At 59.4% G+C, this 22,164-nt stretch carries 20 protein-coding genes; 13 read left to right on the top strand and 7 right to left on the bottom strand.

Translation table 11 applies throughout. The annotated features are described in order from the left end of the window. Positions 1-167: 167 nt before the first annotated feature. The 5 genes from QEP12_RS13020 (at position 168) to QEP12_RS13000 (ending at position 3,580) form a co-directional block, all read left to right on the top strand. A complete protein-coding gene (locus tag QEP12_RS13020) occupies positions 168-932 on the top strand; it encodes a lysine/arginine/ornithine ABC transporter substrate-binding protein (RefSeq protein ID WP_174863377.1) in 765 nt (254 codons plus the stop codon). A gap of 76 nt (positions 933-1,008) precedes the next feature. After that, entirely contained in the window at positions 1,009-1,695 is a 687-nt protein-coding gene (locus QEP12_RS13015) for an ABC transporter permease (protein WP_284214521.1), read from the top strand. Continuing rightward, positions 1,692-2,405, top strand: coding sequence for an ABC transporter permease (locus QEP12_RS13010; RefSeq protein ID WP_174863375.1), 714 nt, complete (start codon positions 1,692-1,694; stop codon positions 2,403-2,405). The genes QEP12_RS13015 and QEP12_RS13010 overlap by 4 nt, the downstream gene beginning before the upstream one ends. Before the next feature lie 21 nt (positions 2,406-2,426). Further along, complete coding sequence (locus QEP12_RS13005; RefSeq protein WP_284214520.1) at positions 2,427-3,203, top strand: ABC transporter ATP-binding protein; 777 nt, start codon at positions 2,427-2,429, stop codon at positions 3,201-3,203. 134 nt (positions 3,204-3,337) lie between these two features. Continuing rightward, positions 3,338-3,580: a hypothetical protein gene (locus QEP12_RS13000; RefSeq protein WP_174863374.1), complete on the top strand. Its 243-nt coding sequence runs from the start codon at positions 3,338-3,340 to the stop codon at positions 3,578-3,580. Between the two features lie 100 nt (positions 3,581-3,680). On the opposite strand, the gene murB is transcribed toward QEP12_RS13000, so the two are convergent. Next, on the bottom strand, positions 3,681-4,760 hold the full coding sequence (murB, locus tag QEP12_RS12995) for a UDP-N-acetylmuramate dehydrogenase (protein WP_284214519.1): 1,080 nt from the start codon (positions 4,758-4,760) through the stop codon (positions 3,681-3,683). An 87-nt stretch (positions 4,761-4,847) separates the two neighbouring features. Here murB and QEP12_RS12990 point away from each other — a divergent pair, with 87 nt between their 5' ends. The 3 genes from QEP12_RS12990 to QEP12_RS12980 are packed head-to-tail and all read left to right on the top strand — an operon-like array spanning position 4,848 to position 7,077. After that, entirely contained in the window at positions 4,848-5,333 is a 486-nt protein-coding gene (locus tag QEP12_RS12990; RefSeq protein ID WP_174863373.1) for a YajQ family cyclic di-GMP-binding protein, read from the top strand. Between the two features lie 46 nt (positions 5,334-5,379). Beyond that, on the top strand, positions 5,380-6,027 hold the full coding sequence (locus QEP12_RS12985) for a retropepsin-like aspartic protease family protein (protein ID WP_174863372.1): 648 nt from the start codon (positions 5,380-5,382) through the stop codon (positions 6,025-6,027). Between the two features lie 3 nt (positions 6,028-6,030). After that, the gene (locus QEP12_RS12980) at positions 6,031-7,077 is read left to right on the top strand and encodes an HD-GYP domain-containing protein (RefSeq protein WP_246254316.1); all 1,047 of its coding nucleotides are present in this window, start codon (positions 6,031-6,033) and stop codon (positions 7,075-7,077) included. Positions 7,078-7,133: 56 nt separating this feature from the next. Here the strand turns inward: QEP12_RS12980 and olsF are convergent, their stop codons facing one another. Continuing rightward, positions 7,134-8,852, bottom strand: a complete 1,719-nt coding sequence (gene olsF / locus QEP12_RS12975; protein WP_284214517.1) for a bifunctional ornithine lipid synthase OlsF — start codon at positions 8,850-8,852, stop codon at positions 7,134-7,136. 341 nt (positions 8,853-9,193) lie between these two features. Between olsF and QEP12_RS12970 the strand changes: the two genes are divergently transcribed. The 5 genes from QEP12_RS12970 to QEP12_RS12950 all read left to right on the top strand — a co-directional run bounded on the left by QEP12_RS12970 (position 9,194) and on the right by QEP12_RS12950 (position 14,108). Continuing rightward, positions 9,194-10,144 (top strand): class I SAM-dependent methyltransferase, encoded by a 951-nt coding sequence (locus tag QEP12_RS12970; RefSeq protein WP_284214516.1) that lies wholly within the window; start codon positions 9,194-9,196, stop codon positions 10,142-10,144. Between the two features lie 54 nt (positions 10,145-10,198). Then, the gene (locus tag QEP12_RS12965; RefSeq protein WP_246254315.1) at positions 10,199-11,155 is read left to right on the top strand and encodes an alpha/beta hydrolase; all 957 of its coding nucleotides are present in this window, start codon (positions 10,199-10,201) and stop codon (positions 11,153-11,155) included. Positions 11,156-11,464: 309 nt separating this feature from the next. Further along, entirely contained in the window at positions 11,465-12,067 is a 603-nt protein-coding gene (locus QEP12_RS12960; protein ID WP_284214515.1) for a biotin transporter BioY, read from the top strand. A 149-nt stretch (positions 12,068-12,216) separates the two neighbouring features. After that, positions 12,217-12,633: a hypothetical protein gene (locus QEP12_RS12955; protein WP_284214514.1), complete on the top strand. Its 417-nt coding sequence runs from the start codon at positions 12,217-12,219 to the stop codon at positions 12,631-12,633. A 224-nt stretch (positions 12,634-12,857) separates the two neighbouring features. Beyond that, positions 12,858-14,108, top strand: a complete 1,251-nt coding sequence (locus QEP12_RS12950; protein WP_284214513.1) for an MFS transporter — start codon at positions 12,858-12,860, stop codon at positions 14,106-14,108. 119 nt (positions 14,109-14,227) lie between these two features. Here the strand turns inward: QEP12_RS12950 and QEP12_RS12945 are convergent, their stop codons facing one another. The 5 genes from QEP12_RS12945 to QEP12_RS12925 all read right to left on the bottom strand — a co-directional run bounded on the left by QEP12_RS12945 (position 14,228) and on the right by QEP12_RS12925 (position 21,902). Then, the gene (locus QEP12_RS12945; RefSeq protein ID WP_174862720.1) at positions 14,228-15,433 is read right to left on the bottom strand and encodes an MFS transporter; all 1,206 of its coding nucleotides are present in this window, start codon (positions 15,431-15,433) and stop codon (positions 14,228-14,230) included. Between the two features lie 34 nt (positions 15,434-15,467). Continuing rightward, positions 15,468-16,013 (bottom strand): MarR family winged helix-turn-helix transcriptional regulator, encoded by a 546-nt coding sequence (locus QEP12_RS12940; RefSeq protein ID WP_174862721.1) that lies wholly within the window; start codon positions 16,011-16,013, stop codon positions 15,468-15,470. Positions 16,014-16,596: 583 nt separating this feature from the next. After that, a complete protein-coding gene (locus QEP12_RS12935; protein ID WP_284214511.1) occupies positions 16,597-18,432 on the bottom strand; it encodes an acyl-CoA dehydrogenase in 1,836 nt (611 codons plus the stop codon). Positions 18,433-18,572: 140 nt separating this feature from the next. Beyond that, positions 18,573-19,748 carry an acetyl-CoA C-acyltransferase gene (locus QEP12_RS12930; RefSeq protein ID WP_284214510.1) on the bottom strand — a complete coding sequence of 392 codons (1,176 nt, stop codon included), beginning with the start codon at positions 19,746-19,748 and terminating at the stop codon, positions 18,573-18,575. Between the two features lie 39 nt (positions 19,749-19,787). Beyond that, on the bottom strand, positions 19,788-21,902 hold the full coding sequence (locus tag QEP12_RS12925) for a 3-hydroxyacyl-CoA dehydrogenase NAD-binding domain-containing protein (RefSeq protein ID WP_284214509.1): 2,115 nt from the start codon (positions 21,900-21,902) through the stop codon (positions 19,788-19,790). Positions 21,903-22,164 lie beyond the last annotated feature (262 nt).

The raw sequence follows: 22,164 nt of genomic DNA, 5'->3' as shown, positions 1-22,164 counted from the left end.
TTGGCGCTCGAATGCCCAAAACTTGCGCGTGCAGGCCCGCGACAAAGCCTTCATATTGGTAGAAAAACTCTGCGCTTCGTAGCCGCGCGCTTCTACAATGGGTTTACATCTTGGCACGCATCATGCAAAGACCAAGGCGTACACAACTACATTGAAGGAAGACTTGAATGGCAAAGAAGATTCTGAGTTTGGCTCTGTTGGCTGCCTGCGCTACTGCGGCACAAGCTGCCGACCTGAAGGTGGCCATCGACCCCACCTACGAACCCTTCACCTACAAAACACCTGATGGCAAGCCCACAGGTTTTGACGTAGATATTGCGAATGCAGTGTGCGCCGAAATCAAGCGCAAGTGCGTGTTCGTGGAACAGGTCTGGGACAGCATGATCCCCGGCCTGCAGGCCCGCAAGTACGATGTAATCGTCAGCTCGCTGTCCATGACCGAAGAGCGCAAGCGCGTGATCGACTTCTCAGACCGCTACTACAAGACCCCCAGCGCGATTGTGGTGAAGAAGGGCACTGCTTACACCGGCCCCGCATCGCTCAAGGGCAAGCGCATTGGCGTGCTCAAGGGCAGCACCCAGGAAAAGTGGGCCCTGGGTGAACTCAAGCCTGCTGGCGTGAACATCATCCCCTACGAAGCGCAAGACCAGGTGTACCTGGACATCAACGCTGGCCGCCTGGACGGTACTGTGGCCGACAAGGTGGAAGTGCACGGCGGCTTCCTGCGCAAGCCTGAAGGGAAGGACTACGGTTATGTAGGCCCCGACCAGTACGACACCAAATACTATGGTGACGGCATTGGCATCGGTATGCGCAAGGGCCAGAAGGAACTGAAAGACCAGATCAATCAGGCCATCAAGACCATCCGCAGCAATGGCACCTACAACACCATTGCGAAGAAGTACTTTGACTTCGATCCCTACGGCAACTAAGCTCTAAGATCGCCACTGCCCGCTGCCCGGTTGACCCGGCAGCGGGCAGTCTTGTTTAGGAAAAGCGTGTGTACGCATGAGCGATTACTACTTATCTATCTTGCAAGGGGCACTGCTCACTGTTGCGGTGTCTCTGGCTTCTCTTTTTGTCTCCACCGTCTTGGGCCTCTTGGGCGCGACGGCCAAGCTATCGGGCAAAAAGCCTTTGGTGTGGGTGTCAACGCTCTACACCACGGTGGTGCGTGGCATCCCTGAACTGGTGCTCATGCTGCTGATTTTTTATGGTGCAGCGATTGGCATCAATACTTTTTTTGAGTCGATTGGCTCTGACTTCACCCTGGATCTGAATCCTTTTGTTGCCGGTGTCGGCACTTTAGGCTTTATCTATGGCGCGTATATGACGGAAACCTTCCGCGGAGCAATTTTGTCGATCCCCCGCGGCCAGATGGAAGCCGCCTGGGCATTTGGCATGGGCTCTACCCAAACCTTCGTGCGCATCACCTTGCCGCAAATGGTGCGCTACGCCCTGCCGGGCTTTACCAACAACTGGCTGGTATTGATCAAAGCCACGGCTTTGGTGAGCTTGATTGGCTTGCATGACATGACCTACCTTGCCAAACAAGCCAGCGCAGCAACACGTGAGCCTTTTATCTTTTTGCTGTTTGCCGCTGCACTGTATCTGGTGTTCACCAGCCTTTCGCTGTGGGCACTCAAACGCCTGAACGCACGCTATAGCTTGGGTACAGAGAAGGTGCAGTTATGAGCTGGGACATCATTTTCCAACCCGAGCACCTGGCCATGTATGGCAACGGGCTGCTCACCACCTTATGGCTGCTGTTGTCCAGCTTGGCGATCGGCTGCGTGCTGGCCTTGCTCGGGGCGATTGCACTCACCAGCGGAAACTGGATACTCGAGAAAACTGTGGGTGCCTTTACCTACTTTGTCCGTGGTACGCCGCTGCTTATTCAGGTTTACCTGATTTACTACGGATTGGCCCAACTGGACTGGATCCAGTCACGCTGGGACGACGTCTGGCCCTGGACACACTTTAAAGAGCCTTTCTTTTGCGCCTTGCTGGCCTTTGCACTGAATACGGCCGGCTACACGGCAGAAATGCTGGCGGGCGCCATCCGTGAAACCAACCCAGGCGAAGTAGAAGCAGCTCGTGCCATGGGCATGAGTCGCTGGCAAATCATGGCGCGCATTGTGATGCCCAGTGCTTTGCGTCGCACCCTGCCCCCATACTGCAACGAAGCGGTGATGATGCTGCACTCCACGAGTCTGGCAAGCGTGGTGCCAGCGCTCACCGATGTCACGGCGGTTGCAAGCCGCATCTACTCTGACTACTACCTTCCCTTTGAGGCATATCTGGCCGCTGCAGCCATTTATTTGTGCGTCACCTTTGCGCTGATTGGCTTTTTCAAATTGCTGGAAAAACGCTTTCTGGCTTACTTGGCTCCGCGTACGCACTAACACCGCACACGTTTTGCATCCATGACATCCACTGTTTACAAACTCCAAGCCGAAGGCATCCACAAGAGCTATGGCAGCAACCATGTGCTCAAGGGTGTCACACTCACCGCCCAAGCGGGCGATGTGATCAGCCTGATTGGCAGTTCTGGCTCCGGCAAATCAACGTTGCTGCGCTGTATTAATTTGCTGGAAAAGCCTCAGCAAGGCCGCATCGTGGTGGCAGGCGAAGAGTTGCAACTCAAACCGGGCCGCACTGGGGATTTAGAGCCCGTCAACCCCAAACAGCTGCAGATGATGCGCACCAAACTTGCCATGGTGTTCCAGCATTTCAACCTGTGGGCACACAAAACCGTGCTGCAAAACATCATTGAAGCACCCGTGCACGTGCTGGGAATTTCCAAAGATGAGGCCGTCGAGCGAGCCCGCAAGTACCTGAAGTTGGTAGGCTTGGAAAACCGCGAAGACACTTGGCCCAACCACATGAGTGGGGGCCAGCAGCAGCGCGTGGCCATCGCCCGCGCACTGGCGGTTGAGCCAGAAGTCATGCTCTTTGATGAACCCACCAGTGCACTCGACCCCGAATTGGTGGGGGAAGTGCTGCGGGTGATGCAAGTGCTGGCGCAAGAAGGTCGCACCATGGTGGTAGTCACCCACGAAATTGGCTTTGCCCGCGAAGTCTCCAACCATGTAGTCTTCTTGCACCAGGGTTTGATTGAAGAACAAGGCGATCCACGCCAGGTGCTGGCCAGTCCCAAGAGTGAACGTTTGGCTAAATTCCTCTCTGGCAGTCTGAAATAAGGCTGCAACACTGGTTTAGCCCGATGTTGATATGAGGCACGAAAAGGGCAAGGAACTTTTTGTACATGAGCGCCTCTATTCTTATCATGCATTACGCGCCGCGTATGTATGAGACATGAAGAAGGGAGAGACATATGTCCAAAATTCAACAACAACCCTCACGCACCATCACCATCGACCGCTTTAAGTTTGAGCCCCAAGCTCTGGCTGAAGCTGATGGCCGCTTCCAAGCACAGCTGACGGTAGACAGCGGAAAAGGTACAGAGCGCACCCAGCGCTTTTTCACCTTCACGCCACTGTTCCAGTCTGCGGATCGTGCAATTGCTTACGCACAGCAGCAGGCCCGGGAGTGGATGAAGCAAAAATCCTTGGCCTGACTGTCAGGCACCAACCAGGCAGCAGGTGTGGCTGCCATTAAAAAAGCGCTGTCGATAACAGCGTTTTTTTTGTTCGCTACAGGAGGTGAAGCAAGCCCTCTTACACCACAACAGGTTCTGGCTCCAAGCGAATACCAAATCGCTCATAGACACTGGTTTGAATCGCTTTGGCCAATGTCATCACCTCTCCACCCGTCACACTGTTGGCGGCTGTACCGCGATTGACCAGCACCAGCGCTTGCTTGTCATAAACGCCTGCATTCCCCAAGGTTTTCCCCTTCCAGCCACAGGCATCAATCATCCACCCAGCGGCCAGCTTGATGGAGCCATCCGGCATCGGGTAGTGCACGATCTTGGGCTCGCGCGCAATGATGTCGCGGCACTGATCCTCGGTCACCGTCGGGTTCTTAAAAAAGCTCCCTGCGTTCCCCACCACGGCAGGATCCGGCAACTTCGCTTGGCGAATGGCAACCACCCAATCAAAGATTTGCTGTGCGGTGGGGTGAGCCACACCTTCTTGCTCTTGCTTGCGCTGCAAGTCCAAATATCCCAGCTCGGGCTTCCAGTGTTTGGACAGTGCAAAACGCACCTTGGTAATCACCGCACGCCCTGCCAAACCCATGCCCTGCGCTTTGGCCACTGGCGTGCCCGCTGGCGCTGCTGGTGCATGTTTGAAGATGGAATCTCTGTACCCAAATGCACACTGCGCCGCATTCAAGCTGAACACCTCGTGCGTCACCAAGTCCACCGCATCCAGCGCGTGAAAGCGGTCTTGCAGTTCCACGCCATAGGCCCCAATGTTTTGCACCGGCGCCGCACCTACAGTTCCCGGCACCAGTGCCAGGTTCTCCAAACCAGGGTAGCCGTGCTCTACGGTCCATGCCACCAGGTCGTGCCAACGCACGCCGGCCCCTGCTTCGATGATCCAATGGCTATCGGTTTCGTCCACCGCAGCAATACCAGGAATCTCCATCTTGAGCACCACCGCATGGATCACATCTCCGGTCAGCACAATATTGCTGCCGCCGCCCAGCACCAGCACTTGGCGGCCTTGGTAGTGCGGGCTGGCGGCGAATTTCTGCACGTCTGCCGCGCTGCGGATACGCACCAGGGTGTCCGCGCTTGCCACAATGCCGAAGGTGTTGCAGTCCTGCAGGGGGGTATTTTTCTCGACTAACATCCTTGAGATTGTCGCACTGTGCCTTGGCCTGCGTCTGCCCAGCGCTCCAAGTGCCTTGTCTACCACCCTATTTAAGAAAGAAACGCCATGCCATCTTTTGACACCGTGCTTGAAGCCGATTTCGTTGAAGTTAAGAACGCTGTTGAAAACACTGCCAAAGAAATTGGCACCCGCTTTGATTTCAAAGGCACTTCTGCCGGTATCGAGCTCAAAGACAAAGAAATTACGTTGTTTGGCGATGCCGACTTCCAGTTGCAGCAAGTGGAAGATATTCTGCGCAACAAGCTGACCAAGCGCAGCGTTGACGTGCGGTTTATGGACGTGCAGGCCAGCCAAAAAATTGGGGGCGACAAAGTCAAGCAAACCGTCAAGATCAAAAACGGTATTGAGTCTGAGCTGGCCAAAAAGCTGCAAAAGCTCATCAAAGACAGCAAGCTGAAGGTGCAAGCTGCCATCCAAGGCGATGCGGTACGTATCACGGGTGCCAAGCGTGATGATTTGCAAGCGGCGATGGCGCTGATTCGCAAGGATTTGGCCGACCATCCGCTGTCTTTTAACAACTTCCGCGACTAAGAGTGCTCCGGTAGACTGTGGTAACCCCACAGTCTGACCGCACACCATGCTTTACCCCGCACTGCGCAATACGCTTGCAACGCTTGCCTGCTCCGCACTGACCGCCACAGTGGGTTATGCGCAGTCTGTTGCCATGACCGGGGTGATGGGCAGCAAAGCGCTGTTGGTGATCAACGGCAGCCCCAAAGCGCTGAGCGCCAACGAAAGCCACCAAGGTGTGCGCCTCATCCAGGTACAAGGCGACAGCGCCCTCATTGAGCTGCAGGGCCAGCGCCAATCCCTGCGCATGGGAGACTCTCCCGTCAGTGTGGGCCAGGGCCTAGCCAGTGGACGCAAGGTGGTGCTGCGCTCTGACAGCCGGGGGCATTTTCGGGACAGCGGCTTCATCAATAACAAACCCATGCAATACATGGTGGATACCGGGGCCAGTGTGATCGGCATCGGTCAAACCGATGCGCAGCGCATGGGGCTGGACTACCAAAAAGGCAGCACCGTCACCGTACGCACCGCCAACGGTAATACGCAGGGCTGGCGCATCCGGTTAGACACCGTGCGTGTGGGTGACATCACCGTCTACGGGGTGGATGCCATAGTGAGCCCGCAGCCCATGCCCTACGTGCTGCTGGGCAACAGCTTTTTGTCCCAGTTGCACATGACACGGCAAGGCAACGAAATGGTGCTGGAGATGCGCTAGGCCATGCAAAGCTTCACCCCTTCCCCCTCCTGCACGCCTTTGTCCTTGAGCGCCAGTGCCGAAGATGATGCCCCGTACCAAGATTTGCTGGGCATGTGGTCTGACCTGGAAGCTGCGCTGGGCTTGCTGCTGGCGCGCCCAGCACTGGTACAGCAGTTGCCCACCAAAGTGATGCAGCTGCACACCTGGCTCCAAGAACTGGTGGCGCATGACAGTGACAGCGCGCTGTACGCCATGTTCCAGCTGGCGGGCACCTCCACCGTGGGTTACAGCGCTTCGCATGCCTTGGTATGTGCCACGCTGTGCCACATTCTGGCCGTCGACTTTGAGCTCCCTCCCCATGAACGTGATGCATTGGTGCGCGCCGCCTTCACCATGAACATTGGGATGACCACACTGCAAGACCAGCTGGCGCTGCAGCGCGACCGGCCCAGCATTGCCCAGCAAGAGGCTATCCGCCTGCACCCCCAGGAAGGCCGCCGCAAGCTGGAAGAATTGGGCATCCAGGACACGCTATGGCTGGACACGGTGGGCTTGCACCATATCAACACTGCGGCCCAAGCCCCGTTGATGCAACAGCCCCCTGCTGAACGTTTGGCGCGCATTTTGGCCACTTGTGACCGCTATGCCGCCATGATCAGCCCGCGCCGCAACCGTCCCGGGCGAAGCGTAGCGGACTCGGTACAAGCCGTGACAGGCCCGCAGTCCAAGCTGTATGAACAGGCTGGAGATGCGTTGATCCGTTGCGTCGGCCTGTTTCCGCCTGGCGTCTACGTGGCCTTGTCAACCGCAGAGACCGCGGTGGTGGTGCGCCGCACCACCGATATTGGCCACCCCTTAGTGGCCACTTTGCTCGATGCGCGCAAAGCCCCGCTGCGCCAGCCAGAGCTGATCAGCACCGCCAGCCGTGCCGTGCGCATCACCCATGCCTTGCCACCGCACGAAGTGAACTTGCAGGTCAATCACCGGACTTTGGTTCAGCTTGGCATGTATGCCGCGCGCTTTAGCGATGGCTTGCACCAGCTGGTGTCTGTGCCAGGCACGCGTTAAAAAACCATAGCTACCAGCGATTACTGGATAAGCGCTGGTAGCCAAAAACACCAGATTCAAGCTTCACACTGCGCGACTTCGCCCATGTAGCGCGCCCGCTTGTGTGCTTTGAGCTTGCTCACATCTACCAGCACCAAACCATCCACACAGTGCGCAAAGTAGGGGTCCACGCCAAAGTCCAAAAAGCGTACGCCCTCGGGCTCTGCCACCTCCGCATACTGTTTGAACAGCGTGGGCACTGCCGAGCCCATGTGCGCCAGCAGATGCTTGAGGCGCACAAAGTCGGCTGCCGCATCTTCCCCCGTAAACTGCGCGCGCACGTCCCAGCCTTCTACGGGCACATAAGGGCGGCGGGCATGCGCCAGGCAGGCTGCACCGTAGTGGCTGCGGTAGTGGTAGATCAATAAATCGCGTGCCGCAGAGGGCATGTCACGGCTGATAGAGACCGGGCCAAACAGGTAACGGCATTCGGGGTAGCGCCGCACATAGGCACCAATGCCAAACCACAAATAGTCCAGCGACCGTTTGCCCCAGTAACGCGGTTGCACAAAAGAGCGCCCCAACTCCAGCCCCTGCTGCAAAAACGGCTGCATACCGGGGGTAAATTCAAACAAGCTGTGGGTATACAAGCCCTGCACACCTTGCTCGGCCAGCACCTTGACAGTGCGCGCCATGCGGTAGGCACCCGCTATTTCCAAGTCTTCAGGGTCCCACAAAATCAAGTGGTCATAGTGCGCATCAAAGCGATCCAGATCGCAGCGCGTGCCGCTGCCCTCACCCACAGCGCGAAACGACAGCTCGCGCAGCCGCCCTACTTCGCGCAGGATGGGGGAATCCAGCCCTCCGCGAAACAAGTGAATGCGCTTGCCGTCCGGCGTCTCCCCCAGCAGTTCACACGCGTTGACCGCCTGCGCCAAAGCGCTGCGATTGACCGGGTGCGCAATCGCCGTTTCCACCCGCAGCAAAGTGGGCTTGTCCTGCGCCACCCGGTACAGGTGCTTGCGCAACAACTTGGCTGCAGCGCCCAACTCCAGGGGCAAGCTGCTGTAGCTGTTGTAGGGAATGGGGTGACCAATGCGCAAATCAATACTTTTTTGGTGCTGCCCAAACATCTCCTTGACCAGCAGCAGCGTGGCCAAAGGCTTGTAGAGCATCGACGCGCCATAAAACAGCGCCGAGTTACGGCCATCAATGTGAATCGGCACGATAGGCGCTTGCGTCTGCCCCGCCAGGCGCAAGAAACCCGTGTTCCAGCGCCCGTCGCGCACCCCTTCCGGGTGCAGGCGAGACACCTCGCCTGCAGGGAAGATGATGACCGCGCCTTCGCCTTGCAGGTGCTCCAAAATGGCTTTGAGCTGGCGCGCACCGCTGCGCGCCCCGAGCATGGTCACCGGCAGCAGCAAGCGCTTGAGCGGCTCCAACTCCGCCAGCAAGCCATTGGCCACAATCTTCACATCGCGGCGGATACCGCCCACCATGTTCAGCAAGGCCAGCCCATCGAGCGAGCCAATCGGGTGGTTGGCAATGATGACCACGCGCCCGTGTGTGGGAATACGTTCGCGCTCGTTGTCGCGCACGGCATAGCTGAAGGCGAAGTGCGCCAGCACCTGCTCCACAAACTGAAAGCCTTCCAGATGCGGGTATTGCTGGGCAAAGCTGCGAAAGTTCTGCTCCCTGAGCAAGCGGCGCAGCACGCCGCGCACTCCAACGCTCAGCCGTGGGTGCCGCTGCAATTGCGGCAAATGCATGTCAACGATGTGATCGACTGAAATCATGGTGCTGAATGGCAAAAGCTGAACACAGCCGCCATGCTGCGCACCCAGCGTGACAGCGTCACTACACCACAATGACGGTTTGATGACCACCTCTGCATCCGTGCAAATCCGCGCTTCGCAGTTGGTGCCAAGCCTGTGACAGCAGATCTGTGCACCCCCAGGCATTGGGAATTCGCTCCTCAAAACACGGGCCAGCCCCGCTTCAGCCCCCATCCAACAGCCTTGCCACCCAGCTGTCAGCCATTGCAGTTTCATCGCCGATTGGTTTTTACCCGCCCTCCCTCACCGCCGCGCGCTGCCTCCCGCATACTCTTGCCCTTGTGATTTTTTCTGTGACTGCCATGCAAGCCCTGCTCGATACGATTGCCCAATTTCAGATGCCCACCGATGCCTGCCGCATCTTCCATGGCCGGGGCGGGCGCTATCCGGGTTGTGAGCATCTGGTGCTGGATGCGTTTCCGCCAGTGCTGGTACTCACCAGCTTTCAGCCGCTGGACGAAGCGCAGCTGGGAACCATTGGCCAAGCGCTGGAAAACCGCTGGGCACAGCTAGGCAACACCCAGACTTTGAACTGGGTCTTCCAAATGCGCCAGCCCGGCGCCAAGGCTGAAACGCGCTTGATGAGTGGCAGCGTGCCCGAGCCGCACACCGTGACCGAAGCCGGTCTGCAGTACCGAGCCCACGTGCTGCGCGGGCAAAACCACGGCATTTTTCTGGACATGGCCCAGGGCCGCCAGTGGGTGCGCGCGCACATAGAAAACCACCCGGAACATCGCCACGGCCTCAAGGTGCTCAACCTGTTTGCCTACACCTGCGCGTTTTCCGTGGTGGCGCTGGATGCGGGTGCACGCCAGGTGCTGAATATGGACATGGCCCAAGGAGCCTTGGCCACCGGGCAGCAAAACCACCAGCTCAACGGCCTGACGGGCGCCAGCTTTTTGGCGCATGACATCTTCAGCAGCTGGGGCAAGATCACACGCGGTGGGCCCTACCACCTCATCATCATTGACCCGCCCAGCTACCAAAAGGGCAGCTTTGTGGCCACCAAAGACTACGCCAAGCTCATGCGCCGCCTGCCCGATCTGCTTCGCCCCGGCGGCCATGTGCTGCTGTGCCTGAATGCACCCGAGCTCAATACCGCCTTTCTGCAGGACCAGATGGCCGAGATTGCGCCCGAGCTGCAATTTGTCGAGCGCGTGGCCAACCCCGCCGTGTTTGCCGATGTGGACGAAGAGCGCAGCCTGAAGGTGCTGGTATACCGCGCGCCCCCAAGCACTGCAGCCGCAGAGTAAGCATTAAATATCCCTCTAGCACTTATGCAGCAAGCGCTGGCAGCTATCAAAACCATGAAACCCTCTGACATCGACCCGGCCTTGGCCATCTGCCTGCAGCGTTTTGCGCAGCTGGATGCACAAACGCCCACCCCACAGCTGGACTGCGTGCAACGCCGCCGCCTGCTCAGTGAGTTGCAGGCGCGCTTGCTGCGCAGGCAAGGGCTGGCTGGGATTGCTGTGCAGAACCACTTTGTGTCTGCCCCAGGGCGCGAAATCACCGTGCGCAGCTACATGCCCAGCCACCATGCCAGCGGGCAGACCTTGGTGTGGCTGCATGGCGGCGGCTGGATGGTGGGCAGCCTGGATACACACGATGACCTGTGTGAACACCTGGCCCACTACAGTGGCCATACGGTGCTGAGCGTGCACTACCGCCGCACGCCGGAGAATCCTTTCCCTGCGGCAGTGGACGATGCCCAGGCTGTGCTGCACTGGCTGCACCAGATGCAAGGCGTGCTGCCGTTTGCCTCCAGCAAGGTGCTGCTGGGCGGTGACAGTGCGGGCGGCCACCTGGCTTTGGCCACCGCCGTGCGCGCCGTGCTGCAGCAGCACACTGCACATGCACAAATTCAAGCGCTGTTGCTGCTCTACCCTTGCCTGCTGCCAGATCTGGCCACACCCAGTGTGCAAGCATTTGCCCAAGGCTATGGGCTGACTGATGCCGCCATGCACCGGTACTGGCAAGCCTTGGGCGGCGCAGATGATGCCCTGCGCGCGCCCAGCTTGTGCACGGCCGCACTGCCTTGTCTGCCGCCCACTGCGATCATGACGGCCAGCCATGACATCTTGCGCGACGAAGCCGAAAACTTTGCCCACCAACTGCAAGCACTGCCCCAAGGCCCCCAGTGTGTGCTGCAGCGTGCCGATGGCATGGTGCACGGCTTTGCGCGCATGCTAGTAGCCAGCCCCGCTGCCCGCCAGCACGTAGAGGGCGCGTGCCGCATGCTGGAGCAATTGCGCACCAGCTGATGCGACCCTGCAGAGGTGCAGCGGGCGCTGGCTGGCGACATCTACCACAGACGATGACCGCTGTTGCTTGCTTTTCACCGCGCGATAACCGAAGGTTGGCCACAGCGCCGCTCATTTGCTGCCATTTGCACGCAAACTGTGCGTTTCCGGCCACCCAATGACGACGCAATCGCCACTTTTACCAGCTACTCAAACTAATCTATTGAATGCAGATGAATTCAAATTGCAGCTGCTTTAGATACAAATAGCGTGCATACAATGCCAGCTCGCGCCACACCACCGTGGTGAACAACCGAGGTTTCACACACCATGCACACCCCTTTGACACGCCGCAGTTCTGAATCCATTGCCATGGTGGCTTTGTTTGCCGCCCTCTTGGGCGTCATGGGCTTGATCCCCAAAATTGATCTGCCGCTGGGGGTGCACATTTCCATCCAAACCCTGGGCGTCATGCTGGCGGGCTGCTTGCTCGGCCCGTGGCGGGGTTTGCAGGCCATGCTGGTGTTCCTGGTGGCAGTGGCCGTCGGGTTGCCGCTGCTGTCGGGCGGGCGGGGTGGTTTGGGCGTGTTTGTCGCCCCCACGGCGGGCTATCTGGTGGGCTGGCCGCTGGCGGCCCTGGTCACAGGCTGGTTGATGGCCTGGCTGCCCAAATCCACCCCGCTGCGCGCAGCGTGCAGCGCGTTTATGGCATCTGCCGTGGGCGGCATTGCAGTGCTGTATGTCTGCGGCATTGCGGGACTGGTGTGGATTGCCAAGCTGCCACTGACCCAGGCAATGTGGGCCAACGTGGCCTTCATCCCCGGTGACCTGCTCAAATGCGCGCTGACGGCCTTGGTGGTGCACAGCATTGCCCGCGCCATGCCCGACTGGCGGCTGGGTGGCGTTGCGCAAAAAAAGTTCTATAGCAACTAGCGCAGGCTGCATCAGCGCTATCGCCTGAAAGCACTTGTAATAAATCTTGTAACAGGCCCTGCGCAGGCGTAAGGTGCTGCGCTGGTTCTGCCCTCTGCGCTTGCATTGCAAACCTCTGGGCCAGTGATTGCTACAACGCTTGGCTGGATATGCGCTACACCCTGTCCGTTCTTACCGCCGCTTGTGTGCTGGCATTGAGCCAGCCCGCCTGGTCTGAAACCATAGACCGCGAGCTGCTGCAACGCGCCCGCAATGCAGCCTTGGCCCTGCCCGACAAAGACCGGGCCAGCGCCAGCCAGTGGCTGCAGCAATTACAGACCACGGCCCCTGCTACGGCAGTTGCGGCCAAGCGCCCCCTGCCGTTTCACCCGGTCTTCCAGGCCATCGGCCACACACTTGCCCAGCACTACGCCACCACTAGCAGCGCCCATGTGCTGGCACACCCCGTGGTACCTGCCGGTTTGCGCCAAGCGGCGGTGGCAGCTGGCGCACAACACCTACACCTGCAGCTTGATGCCACCATGGTGCAGCGCTGGATTGCCCCCTGGCAGCAAGAGACGGCATAAACACTGCTGCTGGCACGCGGCAACAGCGCACCTTGCTTGATATTTATTTCAAGCACCAAATAAGCCTCAAAGTAAATACCTGCAAGCGCTGCAAGCTATCAAAAATCAAGCACATCGCCTGCCTGTGACAGGCACGCCCTGCTGCATCGCCTAGGATGCAGCCCGCACACGGCCAAGGTGCACACAGACACACCACCCGTGGGCACCCAGGGAGCTTGATAACCATGACACATTCATCCACCTCCAGCTGGTACTTTGGCTGGAACATCGTGGCAGCAGCCACACTGCTGACGCTTTTGACCGTGGGCATGCGCCTGGGCATAGGGCCGCTGTTTTTACCGATGGCCGAAGACTTGGGCTTTAGCCGCAGTTTGCTGGCCAGCATCATTGCGATTGGCATGCTGTGCTACGGTTTGGCCATGCCCCTGGCGGGCTGGCTGGTGGGGCGTATCGGCACGCGCCATGTGCTGCTGCTGGGCACCGCCATCTTGGTGGCTTCCACGCTGTGGGCCGTCAACACCCGTTCAGCCGCGGGCATCTTCTGGAGCTTTGGCGTGTGGATGTCGGTAGGCGCGGCATTCACCAGCCCGGTGGCACTGACTGGTGTCATCAGCCGCTGGTTCAACCGCCGCCGCGGCATGGCGCTGTTTTTCTTGTCTACGGGTTCAATGGCAGGCATTGCCGTGATGACACCCGCTTTGGGTTGGGCGCTGCAGTATTTCAGCTGGCAGCACACCTTGCTGGGGTTTGCGGCCATTTTTGCGCTGCTCACTGTTCCCACCGCCTTGCTGGTTGTACACGACAACGCCCCGGCCAATGCCGACGCCCCCCTGCCCGCAGCCAACGGTGCACCCGCAGTGCTACGGGTTGCACCCCTGGCAGATTTGAGCGTCTGGCAATCCATGCGCAGTACCACCTTCTGGAAAATCACCTTCGGCCTGTTTGCCTGCGGCTTCAGCATGAACCTGATGGGCACACACTGCATGCCCATGCTGCAAGACCATGGTTTTGACGCCACCACCAGTGCCTTGGGTATTGGCCTGATTGGTCTGGTCGCCATTCCCAGCACCATGGTGCTGGGCCGCATCGCCGACAAGGTGGAACGGCGCAAACTGCTGAGCGCGATCTACGGTGTGCGGGGCTTGGGCTTTATCGGCCTGCTGGTGGCGGGCAGTGTCTGGCAGCTCTATGGCGTAGCTGCAGTGGGCGGCGTGGTGTGGGCGGGCAGCATTGCGCTGTCTTCCGCCATCTTGGCGGATGTGTACGGCGTCAAAAAAGTAGGCGTGCTATACGGCTGGGCCTATCTGGGCCACCAAGTGGGTGCCATGCTCAGCGCCTGGCTGGGTGGCTGGGGCTATGAAACCCACCACACCCACTGGGTGGCCTTTGGCGCCGCAGCACTGCTGCTGGTGCTCGCCGCAGGCGTGGCGTGGTCGCTGCGACCCGCTGCCAGCCCTGCGGCCACGGCGGCTTAGCAAGACCCAGCCATCTGGGCGCGCCCCGCCTAGGGCGGTGCTGGCTGCACACCCGCCGACGCGGTGCGGGGGTGTCTCGGCCAATAGGGTGCGCACGGCCGCCTCTGCGCGGTTGAGGCTTAGTGCGCAGCAGTGCGCATGCGGGGATGCTTGAAAAACAGCACCGCCACCGTGGTCGCCAAAATCACGACAAAGCTGCAGAAGCTGGAAACTGCCGCATTCATGCCCCAGTGGTCAGCAATCCAGCCAATCGCCATCATGGGCAGCATGCTGCCGATGTAGCCAATCACCAGATAGGTCGACAGCAAGCCCGAACGGTTGGTTGGAGTGGCAATGCGGTTGATCATGCCCATGCCCGAGAGCATGCTCATGCCGTGCCCGATCGCGGTCAGCGCCACGCCCAGCGCAAACAACAATGCCGAGCCCACCCACAGATTGAGCATCAGCAGGCCATTGCTCACGGCCAAACTCAGCAAGCCCGTGAAACCGCACCAGTGCGTGGCCATGTTGCCCGCCAAAATTTGCACGCAGGCCGAGGTCAGCAAAATCACTGCAATCGCCGTTCCACTGACCACGGGGCCATGCCACGGCACCAGCTTGTCCAGAAACAGCGGCGACATCGAGGCATACAGACCAAACACACCAAACGCCAGAAATGGCAGCGCACTGGTAAGCACAAACGCGAACGAGTCCGATGAGGCGGGCCAGGTGAGCTTGGGCAGCACATCACGCAACTGCAATGCGGGCCGGGTGGCCGCTTGTACCGCAGCAGGCAGCTCCAGGCGGGCCAAAGCGTACAGGCCAATGCAGCCCAAAACCAGGGTGGGGATATAGGTGGTCACCAAGGGGTAAGGCGCCCACTGCCCCATGATGCCGCCCACCAACGGGCCCAAACCAAAGCCAAAAGCCAGCAAAAATCCCGTCATCATGGCAACGCGCTGCATATGCCCTGGGCGAGACAGCTGCGCCAACCCCAAAGTAGCGCTGGTGGTGAGCATGCTGGAGGCCACCCCCACAATCACACGCCCCACACCCAAGCTAACCATGTTCCACGCCAGCATGCTGATGACCGTGCCCAGCAATGCCAGCGCCAGCCCCACCTGCATGACATGGCGAAAACCTGCGCGGTCTGGCAAACGCCCTAAAAACAGCAGGCTGCACAGGGCGCCGCCCATGTAGATCACATAGATCAGCGAGACATCACTGGCTTGCAGCTGCCACGTCTCTTTGTACAAAGCGTACAAAGGGCTGATAAGCGCCGTGCCCATCACCCCCACGATCATGGAGAAACTCACCCACATAAAGGGTGAAACTTTGAACTTCATTTTTAAAACCGTTGTTATCTGCTGTTATCTGTTGTTATCTGTTTTTCAGTACTGGGGCCGTGCCTGCACCGAGCGGGGCGACAAGCGCTGGGCAGTGAGCAGCCCCATCCATGCGCTCAAAATTGAGGGCAATCTTGCGCAGTGAAGCGCGCGTCGTCGCCAGCTCCTCTTCGCTCAGCCCGGCCAAGATGCTTTGCTCAATCTCCAAGGTGGTGCGCAAAATTTTTGCTGCCATCTGCTCCCCCTCAGGGGTCAGGGCAATACATTTGGTGCGCCGGTCTGCAGGTGCGCAGGCCCACTGCACCCAGTTAGCCTCGCGCAATTGATCCAGCACCCGCACCAACGAAGAAGTGTCCAGCGACAACGCCTGTGCCAAGTCCTTTTGCAACATGGCTTCACCGTGCGTGTACAGCATCAGCAAAGGCATGCGGCTTGCATCCGTGAGGCCCTGCTCCTTGAAGCTTTCATCCACTTTTTTGCGCCACTGGCGAAACACGCTGCCAATCAAGAGCCCAAAACGGCAACGCGCCTGAAGCAGGTCAGGCGCGTTTTCAGGCAAATCCTCAGAGATAGTTTGCATGTCAATTAGTTTGCATGCAAAGCATATCGACTGCAATCGGCTGCCAGGAAGCCATACCGCCAAGCTGGGTTAGCCCCTGGCACTGCCTGGCCCCACCTTCCTGCCCAACGTTAAGCGCCCATTAAGCGCACTACAAAACCAGATCAAAATCATCAACTCTTATAAAAGAGTTACAAAAAATAATCTTTAAAAAACGTTTTTACCTGGGGCAGATTTTTTGCGCATCTTGCGCGCATTCGGGCATTTATGAATATAAGAATCTCTTAGATTTAAAATATATTGCAATAAACTTGCGCATTAAGAATTTTCAGTATTCACTGAAATATAAAAATTCCATATTGCAAAATCAAATCCGCAAATTCGCTGCGAAATCATGGCGTTCTCCCATAGAATTCGCACGGTCTGCACTGTAGTGAATCACGGGACTGACGCTTGTAATCTATTTTCCGCCTCTGCCAGCCAGAGGCGGCTTTCTTTGTGGTGCACGAATTACTCATTCACCCCTTGGATTCAATAATATTCATAAAAAAAGCCTGCCATTGCGTGGCAGGCTTTTTTGTTGCTGCATGCAAATGGCTATGGCTTAGAACGCATCCAGCGGCATGTGGGCACATGTCATATCGCGGGCGCTCACCACGCGCAGCCATGCGGCAGTCTTGGGCAGTTCATAGTGATAAAAATAGGCTAAAGCGCCCATCCTGCCTGCGTTAGCAGCTACAGATAGCGCAGCATCCTGCGCTTGCACTGTCAAGGCCTGCTCCAGCCACACCCATGCCAACACGGTATGGCCAAACGCCTGCATGTAAGGCACGGCGTTGGCCAGCGCCTCTTGCGGATGGCCCGTTGCCCAAGCCGCTTGGGTGGCCGCCTGCACCGCGTGCAACGCCTTGCCCAAATCCTGCGCGTAAGCAGCTAATGCGGGCACAGCTGCGGCTTTCTCGATGCTGGCTTGGATGGTGGCCGCCAGCAGCTGCAGGCCTGCACCGCCTTGCATGACCACCTTGCGGCCCAGCAGGTCGGCCGCCTGAATGCCGTGTGTGCCCTCGTGGATCATGTTCAGGCGGTTGTCGCGCCAGTACTGCTCCACCGGGAAGTCGCGCGTATAGCCATAGCCGCCGTGGATCTGGATGGCCAGCGAGTTCGCCTCCAGGCAGTTCTCGCTGGGCCAGCTCTTGGCAATCGGCGTCAGCACTTCCAGCAGCAGCTTGGCCCGCGCGGCTTCTTCGGCATTGCCCGTGCGGCCTTCGTCCACCAGCTTGGCGCAGTACATGTTCAGCGCCAGCGCGCCTTCGCAGTACGCTTTTTGCGCCAGCAGCATGCGCTTGACGTCGGCGTGCTCAATGATGGCAACTTGCGGGCTGCTGGCGTCCTTGCCGCCTTCGGTCATGGGGCGGCCCTGCGGGCGGTTTTTGGCGTAATCCAGGCTGGCGTAGTAGCCCGCCAGGCCCAGCATGGTGGCGGCCATACCAATGCCGATGCGCGCCTCGTTCATCATGTGGAACATGCACTTGAGGCCTTCGTGCGGTTTGCCCACCAAGTAGCCGATGGCGCCCGCGCCGCCGCGCACCGGGTATTTGCCCTCGCCAAAGTTCAGCAGCGTATTGGTGGTGCCGCGCCAGCCCAGCTTGTGGTTCAGACCGGCCAGCGCCACGTCGTTGCGCTCGCCGGTCAAGTTGCCTGCGGTATCCACCAGCTTCTTGGGCACGATGAACAGCGAAATGCCCTTCACGCCCGGAATCAGCTTGCCGTCCGGCCCGGGAATCTTGGCCAGCACCAGGTGCACGATGTTTTCGGTCAGCTCGTGGTCGCCCGAGCTGATCCACATCTTGTTGCCCTTGAGGCGGTAGCGCGCGCCCAGCGGGTCGGCCGCAAAGTCAGCGCCATCGGGCTCAGCCCGCGTGGCGATGTCGCTCAGGCTGGAACCGGCTTGTGGCTCCGACAGCGCCATGGTGCCCGCCCAGCGGCCGTTGAATGCGTTATCGGCAAACACCTGCTGCTGCATGGGTGTGCCGTGCACGCGCAGCAGGTTGGCGTTGCCCACGGTCAGCAGGTTGGAGCCGATGCTGATGCTGGCGCAGGCAAAAAAGCTGTTGGCCGCGGCCTCCACCATATAGGGCAGCTGCATGCCACCTTGCTCGTAAGGCTGGGCAGCGCTGAGCATGCCGCTGTCCGCATAGGCTTTGCGTGCCTCGCCGGTGCAGGCCGGCTGAATCACCTTTTCGCCGTCGAAGGTGGGCTCTTGCGTGTCCACCGTGCGGTTGAAGGGTGCGTACTTCTCGCGGGCGATGCGCTCGCAGGTGTCCAGCACCGCATCAAAGGTTTCGCGGCTATGGTCGGCGTAGCGGGTGCGGGCGGTCAGACTTTCGGCGTGCAGCCAGTCGTACAACAGAAATTCCAGGGTGGAGCGCAGTTGGGACATGATGAAGAGTCAAATATGGCTCTAGCGCTTATGCAGCAAGCGCTAGCAGCTATGGTTTTAAAAAATTCAAAGCGGTAAAAAAGCCGCCTACCCTCGGTATGAAGGAAGGCGGCTGCGGGATTTACGGCGCTGTCAAACGCTCAGAGCACTTCAAAAATGCCAGCTGCGCCCATGCCACCACCAATGCACATGGTCACGCACACCCGCTTGGCGCCACGGCGCTTGCCTTCGATCAGCGCATGGCCCGTCAGGCGCTGGCCTGATACGCCATAGGGGTGGCCCAAGGCAATCGCACCGCCGTTGACATTCAGGCGCTCGTTCGGGATGCCCAGCTTGTCGCGGCAGTAGATCACCTGCACGGCAAAGGCTTCGTTCAGCTCCCACAGGTCGATATCGTCCACCTTCAGGCCCAGCTTTTTGAGCACCTTGGGGATGGCAAACACCGGGCCAATGCCCATCTCATCCGGCTCACAACCGGCCACGGCAAAACCCAGAAAGCGGCCCAGCGGCTGCAGCCCCTTTTTGCTGGCGTAGTCTTCATGCACCAGCACGCAAGCGCCAGCACCGTCGGAGAACTGGCTGGCGTTGCCCGCCGAAATCAAGCCACCTGGCAGCGCGCTGCGCAGGCCGGAGATGCCTTCCACGGTCGTGCCTTCCCGGATGCCCTCATCCTTGGAGACGGTGACTTGCTTGGTCGTCAGGCCCATGACCTTGTCAGCCACGCCCATGGTGACCGTGATGGGGGCGATCTCTGCATCAAACAAGCCTGCGCTTTGGGCGGCAAACGCTTTTTGCTGGCTGGCAGCACCGTATTCGTCCATGGCCGCGCGCCCAATCTGGTAGCGCTTGGCCACTTGTTCGGCCGTTTGCAGCATGCTCCAGTAGATCTCGGGCTTCATCTTCATCAGCTCGGGGTCAACGGCCATGTGCTGGTTCACCTCTTGCTGCACGCAAGAGATGGATTCCAGGCCCCCAGCCACCAGCACCTCGTTTTCGCCCGCAATGATGCGCTGCGCTGCCAGTGCAATCGATTGCAGGCCCGAGGAGCAAAAGCGGTTGATGGTCATGCCAGACGTTGTCACAGGCAGCCCTGCGCGGGTGGCAATCAGCCGCGCCACGTTGCCGCCGGTGGTGCCTTCGGGCAGCGACAGGCCCATGATCACGTCTTCCACCTCGGCACCTTCGATGCCGGCGCGCTGCACGGCGTGTGCAACCGCGTGGGCACCCAGCGTGGGGCCGTAGGTCATATTGAACGAACCCTTCCAGCTCTTGGCCAGCGGGGTGCGCGCGGTAGAAACAATCACTGCGGATGTCATAACTTCAATCCTTCAAATTCTGGGTTTGCCAACGGCGCTTTAAGCGAACGACTTGCCTTCGGCGGCCAAGCGCGCCAACAGAGGAGCGGGTTTCCAGAACTGGGCGTCGTCGTGGGGGTTTTGCGCAAAGCGGTTCATGGCTTGCACCACATTGATCAGGCCCAGCTCACTGGCGTAGTGCATGGGGCCACCACGGTAGATGGGGAAGCCATAGCCGGTCAGGTACACCATGTCGATGTCGCCCGACTTGCTGGCAATGCCGTCTTCCAGAATCTGTGCGCCTTCGTTGACCAGCGAGAACACCAGGCGCTGCACGATTTCTTCGTCCGAAATCTGGCGCGGCGTGATGCCCATCGCCTTGCGGTGTGCATCAATCATGTCCAGCACTTCCTGGCTCGGAATCGCATCGCGCTTGCCGGGGGCGTAGTCGTACCAACCTTTGCCGGTCTTTTGACCAAAGCGGCCCAGCTCGCACAGACGGTCGGCACTGGCGCTGTACTTCATGCCCGGTTTCTCGACCGCGCGACGTTTGCGGATGGCCCAGCCAATGTCATTGCCCGCCAGGTCACCCATGCGGAAGGGGCCCATGGCAAAGCCAAACCTCTCCACAGCCTTGTCCACCTGCTCGGGGCTGGCACCCTCGTCCAGCAGGAAGCCCGCCTGGCGGCTGTACTGCTCAATCATGCGGTTGCCGATGAAGCCATCGCACACGCCAGACACCACGGCGGTCTTCTTGATCTTCTTGGCGATTTGCATCACCGTGGCCATCACGTCCTTGGCCGTGGCCTTGCCGCGCACCACCTCCAGCAGCTTCATCACGTTGGCAGGGCTGAAGAAGTGCATGCCCACCACGTCCTGCGGACGCTGGGTGAAGGCAGCAATCTTGTCCACGTCCAGCGTGGAGGTGTTGGAGGCCAGGATGGCGCCGGGCTTGGCCACGGCGTCGAGCTGCTTGAACACGGCTTCCTTCACGCCCAGCTCTTCAAACACGGCCTCGATGATCAGGTCGCAGTCTTTCAGATCGTCGTAGCTCAGCGTGGTGGACAGCAGGGCCATGCGCTGTGCGTACTTGTCTTCCTTGAGCTTGCCCTTTTTGACCTGGGCTTCGTAGTTCTTGCGGATGGTGGCCACGCCGCGATCCAGCGCCTCTTGCTTGGTCTCCAGAATGGTCACGGGGATGCCGGCATTCAGGAAGTTCATGCTGATGCCCCCGCCCATGGTGCCCGCACCAATCACGCCCACCTTGTGGATGGCGCGGGTGGGGGTATCCGAGGGAATGTCGGCAATCTTGGTCGTGGCGCGCTCGGCCATGAACAAATGGCGCAGCGCGCGCGACTCGGGCGTCCACATCAGGTTGATGAACAACTCGCGCTCCACGTTCAGGCCGTCTTGGAACTTCCGCTTGGTGGCCGCTTCCACCGCGTCCACGCACTTCAGGGGCGCGGGGTAGTTCTTGGACATGCCCTTGACCATGTTGCGCACAAAACCAAAGTACGCATCGCCTTTGGGGTGCTTGCACTTCAGGTCACGCACCAGGGGCAGCGCCTCGTTACCGTCGGCATGGCGCTCGCCCACGGTCTGGGCCAAAGTCAGGGCTTCTTGTGCCAGGCTCTCGGCGCTGGCCGACAGCTTGTCAAACAGTTTTTGGCCAGGAATTTGCGCCAGCAACTCGCTCTTGACGGCCTCACCGCTGACGATCATGTTCAGCGCGGGTTCCACCCCAATGGCGCGTGGCAGGCGCTGCGTGCCGCCAGCCCCAGGCAGCAGACCCAGCTTGACCTCGGGCAGCGCCACGGTCGTGCCTGGCGCCGCAATGCGGTAGTGACAGCCCAGCGCCAACTCCAGCCCGCCGCCCATGCACACCGAGTGGATGGCCGCCACCACGGGCTTGGCCGACTGCTCCACCTGCGCAATCACCGTGTGCAAATTGGGCTCTTGCAGTGCGGCTTCCTTGCCAAACTCTTTGATGTCTGCACCGCCCGAGAAGGCCTTGCCGGCACCTGTAATCACGATGGCTTGCACGGCGGCATCGGCATTGGCCTGGTTGAGACCTTCCAGGATGGCGCGGCGGGTGGACAAACCCAGTCCGTTGACCGGCGGGTTATTGAGCGTGATCACGGCCACGGATGCGTGGACCTTGTATTCAGCCGTCATGGCTTGTCTCCTTCGGTTCTATGAAAAAAGAACGGGCGTTCTGCAATTCATTCTAGGAAGCGACTTCGGCAAACGCTATGGAGTTTTGCCCTCGGATTGTCTCGATTGGGACATCAGCAAGAGGCGGGTTCCGAGATGCGGAATCTTGCTGGCACGCGCATCGGAGCCATCGAAGAAAAACCGATCAACGGTCACAGGGCAACTCGCTGATGGCGCATTTCTTGCGAAGCTTGTGTGCACCGTCTGAACCATGGCACGTGAC

This window comes from Comamonas jiangduensis (genome assembly GCF_030162955.1).
In the GTDB taxonomy this organism is placed as follows: Bacteria; Pseudomonadota; Gammaproteobacteria; order Burkholderiales; family Burkholderiaceae_C; genus Comamonas; species Comamonas jiangduensis.
The sequence above is the reverse complement of the archived record's forward strand: the minus strand, read 5'-3'. Positions and strand labels throughout refer to the sequence as shown.

Excerpts from the sequence above, each read along its gene's own strand:
- QEP12_RS13020 (WP_174863377.1), top strand. The coding sequence starts at position 168 with ATGGCAAAGAAGATTCTGAGTTTGGCTCTGTTGGCTGCCTGCGCTACT.
- QEP12_RS13015 (WP_284214521.1), top strand. The coding sequence starts at position 1,009 with ATGAGCGATTACTACTTATCTATCTTGCAAGGGGCACTGCTCACTGTT.
- QEP12_RS13010 (WP_174863375.1), top strand. The coding sequence starts at position 1,692 with ATGAGCTGGGACATCATTTTCCAACCCGAGCACCTGGCCATGTATGGC.
- QEP12_RS13005 (WP_284214520.1), top strand. The coding sequence starts at position 2,427 with ATGACATCCACTGTTTACAAACTCCAAGCCGAAGGCATCCACAAGAGC.
- QEP12_RS13000 (WP_174863374.1), top strand. The coding sequence starts at position 3,338 with ATGTCCAAAATTCAACAACAACCCTCACGCACCATCACCATCGACCGC.
- murB (WP_284214519.1), bottom strand. The coding sequence starts at position 4,760 with ATGTTAGTCGAGAAAAATACCCCCCTGCAGGACTGCAACACCTTCGGC.
- QEP12_RS12990 (WP_174863373.1), top strand. The coding sequence starts at position 4,848 with ATGCCATCTTTTGACACCGTGCTTGAAGCCGATTTCGTTGAAGTTAAG.
- QEP12_RS12985 (WP_174863372.1), top strand. The coding sequence starts at position 5,380 with ATGCTTTACCCCGCACTGCGCAATACGCTTGCAACGCTTGCCTGCTCC.
- QEP12_RS12980 (WP_246254316.1), top strand. The coding sequence starts at position 6,031 with ATGCAAAGCTTCACCCCTTCCCCCTCCTGCACGCCTTTGTCCTTGAGC.
- olsF (WP_284214517.1), bottom strand. The coding sequence starts at position 8,852 with ATGATTTCAGTCGATCACATCGTTGACATGCATTTGCCGCAATTGCAG.
- QEP12_RS12970 (WP_284214516.1), top strand. The coding sequence starts at position 9,194 with ATGCAAGCCCTGCTCGATACGATTGCCCAATTTCAGATGCCCACCGAT.
- QEP12_RS12965 (WP_246254315.1), top strand. The coding sequence starts at position 10,199 with ATGAAACCCTCTGACATCGACCCGGCCTTGGCCATCTGCCTGCAGCGT.
- QEP12_RS12960 (WP_284214515.1), top strand. The coding sequence starts at position 11,465 with ATGCACACCCCTTTGACACGCCGCAGTTCTGAATCCATTGCCATGGTG.
- QEP12_RS12955 (WP_284214514.1), top strand. The coding sequence starts at position 12,217 with ATGCGCTACACCCTGTCCGTTCTTACCGCCGCTTGTGTGCTGGCATTG.
- QEP12_RS12950 (WP_284214513.1), top strand. The coding sequence starts at position 12,858 with ATGACACATTCATCCACCTCCAGCTGGTACTTTGGCTGGAACATCGTG.
- QEP12_RS12945 (WP_174862720.1), bottom strand. The coding sequence starts at position 15,433 with ATGAAGTTCAAAGTTTCACCCTTTATGTGGGTGAGTTTCTCCATGATC.
- QEP12_RS12940 (WP_174862721.1), bottom strand. The coding sequence starts at position 16,013 with ATGCAAACTATCTCTGAGGATTTGCCTGAAAACGCGCCTGACCTGCTT.
- QEP12_RS12935 (WP_284214511.1), bottom strand. The coding sequence starts at position 18,432 with ATGTCCCAACTGCGCTCCACCCTGGAATTTCTGTTGTACGACTGGCTG.
- QEP12_RS12930 (WP_284214510.1), bottom strand. The coding sequence starts at position 19,748 with ATGACATCCGCAGTGATTGTTTCTACCGCGCGCACCCCGCTGGCCAAG.
- QEP12_RS12925 (WP_284214509.1), bottom strand. The coding sequence starts at position 21,902 with ATGACGGCTGAATACAAGGTCCACGCATCCGTGGCCGTGATCACGCTC.